General features: G+C 65.7%; 6 protein-coding genes and 1 pseudogene. 2 read left to right on the top strand and 5 right to left on the bottom strand.

The genetic code is table 11. The features are described from left to right. Positions 1-45: 45 nt before the first annotated feature. From ACWCPQ_RS34735 to ACWCPQ_RS34750, 4 genes are all read right to left on the bottom strand, one after another. Complete coding sequence (locus tag ACWCPQ_RS34735; protein ID WP_449907345.1) at positions 46-1,839, bottom strand: AMP-dependent synthetase/ligase; 1,794 nt, start codon at positions 1,837-1,839, stop codon at positions 46-48. Between the two features lie 127 nt (positions 1,840-1,966). Further along, positions 1,967-2,890, bottom strand: a complete 924-nt coding sequence (locus ACWCPQ_RS34740; RefSeq protein WP_449907335.1) for an alpha/beta hydrolase — start codon at positions 2,888-2,890, stop codon at positions 1,967-1,969. 22 nt (positions 2,891-2,912) lie between these two features. Continuing rightward, positions 2,913-3,797 carry an SDR family NAD(P)-dependent oxidoreductase gene (locus ACWCPQ_RS34745; RefSeq protein ID WP_449907336.1) on the bottom strand — a complete coding sequence of 295 codons (885 nt, stop codon included), beginning with the start codon at positions 3,795-3,797 and terminating at the stop codon, positions 2,913-2,915. Next, positions 3,794-5,341 (bottom strand): flavin-containing monooxygenase, encoded by a 1,548-nt coding sequence (locus tag ACWCPQ_RS34750; RefSeq protein WP_449907339.1) that lies wholly within the window; start codon positions 5,339-5,341, stop codon positions 3,794-3,796. The genes ACWCPQ_RS34745 and ACWCPQ_RS34750 overlap by 4 nt, the downstream gene beginning before the upstream one ends. 154 nt (positions 5,342-5,495) lie before the next feature. Here ACWCPQ_RS34750 and ACWCPQ_RS34755 point away from each other — a divergent pair, with 154 nt between their 5' ends. After that, a complete protein-coding gene (locus tag ACWCPQ_RS34755; RefSeq protein ID WP_449907348.1) occupies positions 5,496-6,041 on the top strand; it encodes a TetR/AcrR family transcriptional regulator in 546 nt (181 codons plus the stop codon). An 84-nt stretch (positions 6,042-6,125) separates the two neighbouring features. Here ACWCPQ_RS34755 and ACWCPQ_RS34760 read toward each other — a convergent pair. After that, positions 6,126-7,295 (bottom strand): annotated as a pseudogene (locus ACWCPQ_RS34760) (MFS transporter); the annotation flags it as partial. A 744-nt stretch (positions 7,296-8,039) separates the two neighbouring features. Here ACWCPQ_RS34760 and rpoB point away from each other — a divergent pair. After that, a partial coding sequence (rpoB, locus tag ACWCPQ_RS34765) for a DNA-directed RNA polymerase subunit beta (protein ID WP_449907342.1) occupies positions 8,040-10,633 on the top strand: 2,594 nt, incomplete at its 3' end.

Raw genomic sequence — 10,633 nt, forward strand, 5'->3', positions numbered from 1 at the left:
CCCCGATGAGCACGATGCTCATCGGGGCCGCTGCCGTCCGGGGGATCAGCTGTAGATCTTGTCCACCTCGGCCGCGTACTGCTTCATGACGACACCGCGTTTCAGCGACATCTTCGGGGTCAGTTCGCCGGTTTCCTGCGTCCAGTCCGAGGTCAGGATATTGATCTTCTTGATCTGCTCCGCCTTGGAGACCTTCTTGTTGGTCTCCGCGACCGCGGCTTCGACCTCGGCGACCAGTGTCGCGTTCACCACCAGTTCGGCGATATCGATATCGGCGGCGACGCCGTTGCGTTCTTTCCAGCCCGGCAGCGCTTCCGGGTCGAGGGTGATGAGCGCGCCGATGAACGGTTTTCCGTCACCGACCACCATCACCTGGCCGATCAGCGGATGCGCGCGCAGCTGATCCTCCATCGGGGCGGGGGAGACGTTCTTACCGCCCGCCGTGACCAGGATTTCCTTCTTCCGGCCGGTGATGGTGATGAAACCGTCGGCGTCGATGGTGCCCAGGTCGCCGGTCTTGAACCAGCCGTCGGCGAACGCGTCGGCGGTGGCCTGTTCGTTACCCCAGTAGCCGGCGAAGATGACCGGACCGCGCAGCAACAGTTCGCCGTCCTCGGCGATCTTGGCGCCGTGGCCTTCCAGCGGGCGGCCGACCGATCCGACCCGGATGTGCTCGGGGGTGTTGACCGCGACAGCGGCGGTGCTCTCGGTGAGACCGTAGCCCTCGTAGATGGTGACCCCGACACCGCGGAAGAAATGGCCGAGCCGCGCGCCCAGCGGCCCGCCACCGGAGACGGCGGCCTGGCAATTGCCGCCGAGGGCGGCTCGCAACTTGCCGTAGACGAGTTTGTCGAACAGCGCGTGTTTGGCGCGCAGCACCAGACCGGGTTTCCCGGAGCCCAGGGCTTCGCTGTACTCGATCGCGGTGGCCGCGGCAGCGTCGAAGATCTTGCCCTTGCCCTCGTCGTGTGCCTTCTGCTTGGCGCCGTTGAACACCTTCTCGAAGACACGGGGTACCGAGAGTACGAAGTCCGGCTTGTGCTCGGCGAACTGCTGGACCAGCGTGCCCCAGTCGGCGGTGTGCGCGACGGTGACCTTGGCGTCGAAGGCGGCCAGGCTCACGGCGCGGGCGAAGACGTGTGCCAGCGGCAGGAACATCAGCGTTTTGTTGCCGCTGGTCAGGAAGGACGCCATCGCGATCCGGTCGGCCCGCGATTCCGCCCAGAGGTTGGCGTGGCTGAGCATCACGCCTTTGGGCCGGCCCGTGGTGCCGGAAGTGTAGATCAGAGTGGCGGGCGATGCGGCGTTGACCTGGCCGCGCCGTTCGTGCACGGCCTGCTCGTCCAGGTCGGCACCGCGGCGTACCAGCTCGTCGATCGCGTCCTTGTCGATCTGGAGGGTTTCGCGCAGTCCGGGCAGTTCACCCGGATCGATCTCCGAGATCACGCCGCTGTGTTTGGCGTTCTCGACGACCAGCAGCGCGGTCGCCGAATCCTGCAGGATCCAGCGGGCCTGTTCGGCCGAGGAGCTGTCGTAGATCGCCACGGTGCAGCCGCCGGCCGCCCAGATGGCGAAATCGAGCAGGATCCACTCGTAGCGGGTGGCGGCCATGATGGCGACCCGGTCGCCCAGTTCGACACCCGACGCGATGAGGCCCTTGGCCACATCGGTGACCGCTGTGGCGAACTCCGCGGCCCGCACATCGCGCCATCCGCCCTTACCGTCGGGGACGTTGAACATCACCGCGGCGGGGGACTCTTTCGCGTAGCGGAACACGTTGTCGGAATTGTTCGCGTCCTCGGGGATGGTGTAGGAAGCCGGGGCTTCGAACTCGCGCATCATTGCCTTTCCCTGTTTGCCAACTCGTCGGTAATTTACGCCACCGGAACAGCGCGGGGCGCGGGCCACCGGTAAACGCCCTGGATCTCACCGTGGAGTCGCGGCGAAACCGGTTCCGATCAGGCCTTCATCCTAGGTCGCGCAGAGGTAGCTGATCGACGGCTTGCCGCAGGAAAACGGCCATTTCGGTCAGCGCCGTGGCAGCTGGGCCCACCAGTGCGGCTTGTAGCTGGGCGACATGCCAGAGGCCTCGGCTCTCGGTGAAAGAGACCTCGACCCCGGCCTCCCGCAGCGCCGCGGTGAGGTCGACACACTGCGGGTGCAGTAGTTCCTCGACATCGGCCTGGATATAGACCGGGGGCAGTCCGGCGAGTACGCCGTGCAGTGGGGCGTAGCCGGTGTCGGCGGGGTCGCCCGCACCGAGATAGGCGGCTGCGCACGCGCGCGACCAGGGGCCGTTGACGACCAGATCGCGCGGGCGTTCGGCGAGCTGGTTCGGATCCACCCACGGCGCGATGAGGCCGAGCGCCGCGGGGGTGTGGCCGTGCCGGGCGATGAGCCGCTGCGCCAGGGCCAGCGACAGACCGCCCCCGGCCGAGTCGCCGGCGATCGCGATCCGGTCCGGCCGGTAACCGTGTTCGGTGACCAGCTCGAGATAGGCGGCCTCGGCGTCGTCCAGCGCCGCCGGGTAGGGGTGTTCGGGGGCCAGCCGGTAGCCGACGGCATAGACCGGCAGCCCGGTACCGGCGGCGAGCCGGCCGTTGAGCGATCGGTGCGTGGCCAGCGAACCCACGGCGTACCCGCCGCCGTGCAGGTAGAGCACGGCGGCGGGGTCGGCCGGAGCGGGGGTGCGGGGTGCGAGCCGTTCGGCCGGGCGGCCGCCCAGCCGGATCCGTTCGACCCGGACACCCGGGGGAACCGGCTGGAAGGCCGACCCGGCGTCGATCAGGGCCCGCTGGACCCGCCAGGGCAGCCGGGAATGCAGCGATACCCGGTACATCGGGCCCAGGATCGCCCGCGCCAGCGGCAGTGGTAGCGCGATATCTCGCATCTCGTTCCTTCTCCGGTACCGATCAGGGCAGGAAGCGTCGTTCGACGCCGACTGCGATGCGCTGGTAGCCCGCGGCGGTGGTGCGCACGAACAGGTCCAGCAGTTTGGCCTCCCAGCCGATGAGGACCCGGCCGCGGCCCTTGCGGACCCCGTCGACGATGGTCTGCGCGGCCATTTCCGGGCTGTGGATGGCGAGGTATTTGTCGAACATCGAACTGGCTTCCGCGCCGTCGATATCGTCGCTGTAGGTGGCGTTGCGGGCGACGGCGGTCTTGATACCGCCGGGGTGCACACAGGTGACCTTGACCGGTGCGCGGTCCACCAGCATTTCCTGACGCAGGGCCTCGGTGAAACCGCGGACCGCGAACTTGGCGGAGTTGTAGGCCGCCTGGCCGGGGACCGCGATGAGGCCGAAGAGGCTGGACACGTTCACCACATGGCCGTCGCCGGATTCGATGAGGTAGGGCAGGAACGCCTTGGTCCCGTTCACCACGCCCCAGAAGTCGACATCCATGATGCGTTCGATGTCTTTGAACTCGGTTTTGACGACATCGCCGTGGTGGGCGATTCCGGCATTGTTGTAGATCTGGTGGACCACCCCGAAATGCTGTTTCACCGCGTCGGCGTAGAGCAGTACGGCTTCGCGTTCGACCACGTTCAGCCGGTCGGATTTGACGTCCGCGCCCAGTTCTTCACAGCGGCGCGTCGTTTCGGCCAGGCCTTCGGTATCGATATCGGAGAGGGCCAGTTTCGCGCCGCGCCGAGCCAGGTTGACGGCCAGCGCACGTCCGATTCCGGAGCCGGCTCCGGTGATGACACAGACTTTGTTGCGGAAGTACGAATCGTTGCGCCCTCCCGTCGCCCGGCCGCCGCCCCTGGGGGAATCACTACGTGATGCTGTACTCATTTTGCGGTCACTACTTTCAGGTCAGGTCGAGCGGTTGCGTCGGCAGCCGTCGTCGTATCGTAGGCGGCTACATCGAATCTCCTTGTGATGCGCCGGAATTCGAAAGTGAAGTCCGGCCACAGGGTCGTATTGTTGCCGTGCTTGTCCAGATACCAGCTGGCGCAGCCGCCGGTGCTCCAGACGCTCTTGGTGAGTTTCTTCTGGAGGGCGGAGTTGTAGGCGTCCTGTGCCGAACGGCGTACTTCTACGGTGCGCAGATCCCGGCGCTCGAAGGTCGCCAGCGCATCGGCGATGTAGTTGATCTGCGATTCGATCATGTACACCATCGAAGTGTGCCCCAGGCCGACGTTGGGTCCTAGCAGGAAGAACATATTCGGGAAATTCGCGATCGCCGAACCCTTGTAACCCTGCTGGCCGATATCGTCGAACACTTCTGTCAGGCTGCGGCCGTCCCGGCCGTAGATGGTTTCGTAGGCCGGGGAATCGGTGACGTGGAAGCCGGTGGCGACCACGACCGCGTCGACCTCGCGTTCGGTGCCGTCCTCGGTGACGATCGAATTCGCGCGGATCTCGGCGATACCGTCGGTGACCACGTCGACGTTGTCGCGGTCCAGCGCCGGGTAGTACTCGTTGGAGATCAGCATGCGCTTGCATCCGATCCGGAAGTTCGGGGTGACCTTCTTGCGGAGCTCCGGATCGCGGATCTCGATGGCCAGTTTGGCTTTGGCCAGGGCCTCGAACCCCCGCATCAGCGGCGGGAATTTGGCCAGGCCGACGACCTGGGTCTCGCGGGCGGCGTAGATGGCGGCCCGGGACAGGCGCTGCGCGCCGGGGATGTGCTTGAACGCCAGTCGCTCGGGTAGCAGGTAGGGGCGGTCCATCCGGGGCAGCAGCCAGGGGGCGGTGCGCTGGTAGACGTCGAGGTGCTCGACGCGGCCGGCGATGGCCGGGACGATCTGGATGGCCGAGGCGCCGGTGCCGATGACCGCGACCCGTTTGCCCGCGAGGTCGGAGTCGTGATTCCACCGGGCGGAATGGAAGATCTCGCCCGCGAAGCTGTTGATGCCCTTGATATCGGGCAGGTTGGGCTCGCACAGCGCACCGACAGCGGAGACCACGGTATCGGCGGTGAAATCGCCTTTGCTGGTGGTCACCTCCCACTGCGCGGTCTCGGCGTTCCAGCGGGCGCCGGTGACATCGCAGTCGAAGAGGTGCTTGTCGCGCACGTTGTACTTGTCGGCCACGCCCTGGATATAGGCCTGGATCTCGCCCTGCCGGGAGAACGATCGCGACCAGTCGGGGTTGAGGGCGAACGAGTACGAGTACAGGTGCGAGGGCACATCGCACGCGGCTCCGGGATAGGTGTTGTCACGCCAGGTCCCACCGACATCGCTACCGCGTTCCAGTACCAGGAAATCCTCGCGGCCTTGCTGGGTGAGCCGGATGGCGAGGCCGAGGCCGGCGAAACCGCTACCGATGATGATCGTCCGCAGATGACGGGTGGGCTGGTTAGCGACAGCTTTGTCTGTAACCTTGCGACTCATGTAGTCAGCGTAAGGTCTTATTGAGTCGCAGTCAACAGTATTGAACAGCATTCAGTAGGATGGCCAGGTGAGTACGAGCCCGGAAGCACCCGCCAAACGCGTCCGATTGAGCCCGGACGAGCGGAAGACACAGCTGATAACCCTCGGCGTCAAGATGCTCGGTGAACGCGCGATCGAGGACATCTCGGTCAGCGAGATCGCGGCCCAGGCGGGGATCTCGCGAGGCCTGCTGTTCCACTATTTCCCCACCAAACAGGACTTCCAGCTCGAAGTCGTCCGGCACGCGAACGCCGAACTGTTGGCCCGGGTCGTCCCCGACCCCACGCTCAGCCTGTTCGATATGCTGCGCGACTCGGTCGGCCGCTATATCGACTATGTCAGCGAAAACCGCACTTCGTACCTGGCCCTGCTGCGGGGGCCCACCAGCTCCAGTCCGGAACTGGTGGGGATGGTGGAGCAGACCCGGCGCGCGATCGTCGACATCATCCTCGCCCAGGTGCCGCTGTCCCCCGAGGAACGCGAGCAGCCCCGCCTGGTTCTCGTGGTCCGGGGCTGGGTGGCGTTCACCGAGGAGACCACGCTGTCGTGGTTGCGCGGCGAATCGATCTCCCGAGACGAGCTGATCGAACTGCTGGTTGAATCGCTGCTCGCGCTGTCGACGGCGGTGAACCCGGCGCTGGCCGCCGCGCTGCGCGCCTGAGGATCGCGCAGGGTGAATCTCGCGGGCCGACCGGCGGGACGGGCCTCGACCCACGCCTCCGTGGGCGGCGCAGAACAACACAGGTGTCGCCAGCAGCAGCACGCCGGCGAGGATGATCGCCGCGCGGGCTCCGATCCAGGCGGCGAGCAGACCCCACAGCCCGGTGATCACCGCGACGGTGACCTTCTTGGAAATCGACCAGGCCGCCAGCGCGCGGGTCGCTCGGTCGGCCGGCAACTGTTCGAGCCGATAGGTCGCGAACACGGGATTGAACACCGCCATACAGATGATCACCGCGGTTTGGACCACCAGCACGAGTGTCAATCCACCGGCACCGGCGGTCACCGCACCGAGCGCGACCGGCCAGCACACCCGCAGGGTTCCGAACACTCGCAGGATCCGCCCGTGCCCGAAGCTGTCGACTAGGCCGGGCGCCAGTCGCGCCCCGGCCAACCCGCCCAGACAGGGCAGCGCGAACGCGAGCCCGAATTCCCAGGGTGCGAAACCGAGTTCCGTCAGCATGAGAACCGACATCAGCGGCTGTGTCGCCATGATCAGGGCGCTTACCGCGGCGTCGTTGACGAGCAGCGGCCACAGGCCGGGATGGCCGAGAATGTAGCGCCAGCCTTCCAGTTGCCCGCCCGTGCGGACCGAGTCGGCGCGGACCGGTTTCGGTTCCCGGTCGTCGATCGCGCGCAGACCCGCTGCCGAGGCCAGATAGCTCACCGCGTCCGCCAGCAGGGTGATCATCGGACCGAACAGGCCGATCGCCGCGCCGCCCAGTGGCGGGCCGAGCACGATGGCGGTCCAGTTCGTGGATTCGAACCGGGCATTCGCCACGAGCAGGTCCCGCGGCGGCACCAGTGTTTTCAGATAGGCGCCGGAAGCGGCGGTGAATCCGATATCGGCGGTCGCGGCGATAATCGTGACCGTCAGCAACTGGACGAAACCGAGTGCCCCGAACGCGTAGGCGATCGGCACGCTCAGCAGCGCCGCGAACCGGATCAGGTCCATCGCGATCAATACGGGCCGTTTGCGCCGGAACTCCACCCAGGGGCCCAGCGGAATCGCCACCAGGGCGCCGACCGCCAGGCCCGCCGCGGACAGTAGCGAGACCTCGGCCGGGCCGGCGTGCAGTACGAGGATCGCGACCAGCCCGAAGGCGTTGAAGGCCAGCGCGGTACCGAAACGGCTGACCGCGTAGGCGGTCCACAGCCATCCGAACTCTCTTCCCAGGGACCGTTTCTGCGTCATCCCGGCACACCTCTCGCTCGCACACCCTCCCGGTGACCTGCGCGAGCAAGCAGAAAACGGATGTCCGGTCGAACAACCGGGGCGGCGGTTGCCCACAACCGGCTGTTGTGGGCCGGAGCCTCGAATTCGCCGGATGTGGGCCCCGGTTTTATCGGTTTGTTCGTGGTGCGATATATTCGAAGTCAGTGGGGGTAATTCTTCTCTGGATCCGATTCGGATCGGATCTCTCGATTTTTCCTTCGGCGGGCGTGCATTCTTTCGAAGGCCCGGCGCTCGGAAGGCCTGCGCCCGCGCCGCTCGATGCCCGGTCCGATGGGGCACGTCGATAGCGGTGTCGGCCGGGCGAGTCGATGCTGATGATTGCGCCGAGGTGGTCGGGAGCTGCTCGGGTGGGTCGCGTTCTCACCGGCGGGACCGCGATATCGGCGGATTTCCGCCATTCGGCTTGACGTGCGCTACGCCGGGGTGTCAATATAAAAATGGGAAAGCGCCTGAGAATGGTTGCTTTATTTTTTCATGTCTCTCGACATCTGCCAATTTCGCGTGTAATTTAGGGCTTCGCGCCGTGACCCGCGCTGTCCGAACTCTCGAAATACGAAACCGCCGTGGAAAGTGGCACCGTCTGTGTGCTGTTTTCTTCCGTTGTTGTCGAGTTGCGTTCGGGCGGCCCGGTCCGCGGTGCGCGATCCGTTTACCGCTCACAGGACAAGCAGAGACACGACGCCCCGAGAGGGGTGGCGTGCGGTGCTGGAAGGACGCATCTTGGTACTCCCGAATCAGACCGAGGTCGTTGCCACAACATCGGTCGAGAGCCCGGTCCCCGCGAGCCCGGAGCGGCCCTCGTTCGCCAGAGTCCTCGAGCCACTGGATGTTCCGGGCCTGCTGGAGATCCAGACCGAATCGTTCGCGTGGTTGATCGGCGCGCCGGACCGGCGCGAACGGGCGGCGGCGCGCGGCGATTCACGTGCCGGCGGTCTGGCGGAGGTGCTCGCGGAGACCAGCCCGATCGAGGATTTCTCGGCGACCATGTCGCTGTCGCTGTCCGAACCACGCTTCGAAGAGGTCAAGGCCTCGATCGAGGAATGCAAGGACAAGGATCTGACCTACGCGGCGCCCTTGTTCGTCACCGCGGAGTTCATCAACAACGACACCGGCGAGATCAAGAGCCAGACGGTGTTCATGGGCGATTTCCCGATGATGACCGAGCGGGGCACCTTCATCGTCAACGGCACCGAACGTGTCGTCATCTCCCAGCTGGTGCGGTCGCCCGGGGTGTACTTCGACCACACCGTCGACAAATCCACCGAGAAGGATCTGCACAGTGCGCGGGTCATCCCGTCGCGCGGTGCGTGGCTCGAGTTCGATATCGACAAGCGCGATACCGTCGGCGTGCGTATCGACCGCAAGCGGCGCCAGCCGGTGACCGTGCTGCTCAAAGCCCTCGGCTGGTCCAGCGAGCGGATCACCGAGCGGTTCGGGTTCTCCGAGGTGATGATGGCCTCGCTGGCGAAGGACAACATCTCGACCACCGACGAGGCACTGCTCGATATCCATCGCAAACTCCGTCCGGGCGAACCGCCCACCAAGGAGTCCGCGCAGAACCTGCTGGAGAACCTGTTCTTCAACGACAAGCGCTACGACCTGGCCCGGGTCGGTCGCTACAAGACGGACAAGAAATTCGGTGTCCGGACCGATGCCGCGACGGGGCCCCGGGTGCTCACCGAACAGGACATCGTCGGGATCATCGAATATCTGCTGCGTCTGCACGCGGGAGAACCGACGATGACCGTGCCGGGCGGAATCGAGGTGCCGGTCGAGGTCGACGATATCGACCACTTCGGCAATCGCCGGGTCCGCACCGTGGGTGAATTGATCCAGAACCAGTTCCGGGTCGGCCTGTCCCGGATGGAACGGGTGGTCCGGGAGCGGATGACCACCCAGGACGTGGAGGCGATCACGCCGCAGTCGCTGATGAATATCCGGCCCGTGGTGGCCGCGCTCAAGGAGTTCTTCGGGACCTCGCAGTTCTCGCAGTTCATGGACGAGCGCAACCCGCTCGCGAGCCTCACCAACAAGCGCCGCCTCTCGGCGCTGGGCCCCGGCGGCCTGTCGCGGGAACGCGCCGGCCTCGAGGTCCGCGATGTGCACTACAGCCACTACGGCCGGATGTGCCCGATCGAGACGCCGGAGGGCCCGAACATCGGGCTGATGGGGTACCTGTCGGTATACGCGCGGGTGAATCCGTTCGGGTTTCTCGAAACGCCGTATCGGAAGGTGATCGACGGCCGCGTGACCGACGAGATCGTCTACCTGACCGCCGACGAGGAGGATCGGCACATCGTGGCCCAGGCGAACGAATCGCTGGACGCCGAGGGCCGGTTCGTGGCGGCACGGGTCGCGGTGCGGCGCAGGTACTCCGAGGTCGAACTCGTCGATACCGGCCGGGTGGACTTTATGGACGTCTCGCCGCGTCAGATGGTGTCGGTGGCGACCGCCATGATTCCGTTCCTGGAACACGATGACGCCAACCGTGCCTTGATGGGTGCGAATATGCAGCGGCAGGCGGTGCCGTTGATCCGTTCGGAGTCCCCGGTTGTGGGTACGGGTATGGAGTTGCGTGCTGCGGTGGATGCCGGTGATGTCGTGGTCAACGACAAGGCCGGTGTGGTCGAGGAGGTTTCCGCCGACTATGTGACGGTGATGGCCGATGACGGTTCGCGGAAGTCGTATCGGATGCGGAAGTTCGCGCGCTCGAATCAGGGCACGTGTGCCAATCAGCGTCCGATCGTGGACGAGGGTCAGCGGGTCGAGCGTGGGCAGGTGCTGGCTGATGGTCCGTGCACCCAGAACGGTGAGATGGCGCTCGGTAAGAACCTGCTCGTGGCGATCATGCCGTGGGAGGGCCACAACTACGAAGACGCGATCATCCTGTCCCAGCGTCTGGTCGAAGACGACGTGCTCACCTCGATTCATATCGAGGAGCACGAGATCGATGCTCGTGATACGAAGCTGGGTGCCGAGGAGATCACGCGTGATATCCCGAATGTTTCCGACGAGGTCCTCGCCGACCTCGACGAGCGGGGCATCGTGCGGATCGGTGCCGAGGTCCGTGACGGGGACATCCTGGTCGGGAAGGTCACCCCGAAGGGTGAAACCGAACTGACCCCGGAGGAGCGGTTGCTGCGGGCGATCTTCGGTGAGAAGGCCCGTGAAGTCCGTGACACCTCGTTGAAGGTGCCCCACGGTGAGTCGGGCAAGGTCATCGGCATCCGGGTGTTCTCGCGTGAGGACGATGACGATCTGCCTCCGGGTGTGAACGAGCTCGTGCGGGTTTATGT

The sequence above is a fragment of the Nocardia sp. NPDC001965 genome (genome assembly GCF_053594175.1).

Coding starts and splice junctions, on each gene's coding strand:
- ACWCPQ_RS34735 (WP_449907345.1), bottom strand. CDS start 1,839: ATGCGCGAGTTCGAAGCCCCGGCTTCCTACACCATCCCCGAGGACGCG.
- ACWCPQ_RS34740 (WP_449907335.1), bottom strand. CDS start 2,890: ATGCGAGATATCGCGCTACCACTGCCGCTGGCGCGGGCGATCCTGGGC.
- ACWCPQ_RS34745 (WP_449907336.1), bottom strand. CDS start 3,797: ATGAGTACAGCATCACGTAGTGATTCCCCCAGGGGCGGCGGCCGGGCG.
- ACWCPQ_RS34750 (WP_449907339.1), bottom strand. CDS start 5,341: ATGAGTCGCAAGGTTACAGACAAAGCTGTCGCTAACCAGCCCACCCGT.
- ACWCPQ_RS34755 (WP_449907348.1), top strand. CDS start 5,496: ATGCTCGGTGAACGCGCGATCGAGGACATCTCGGTCAGCGAGATCGCG.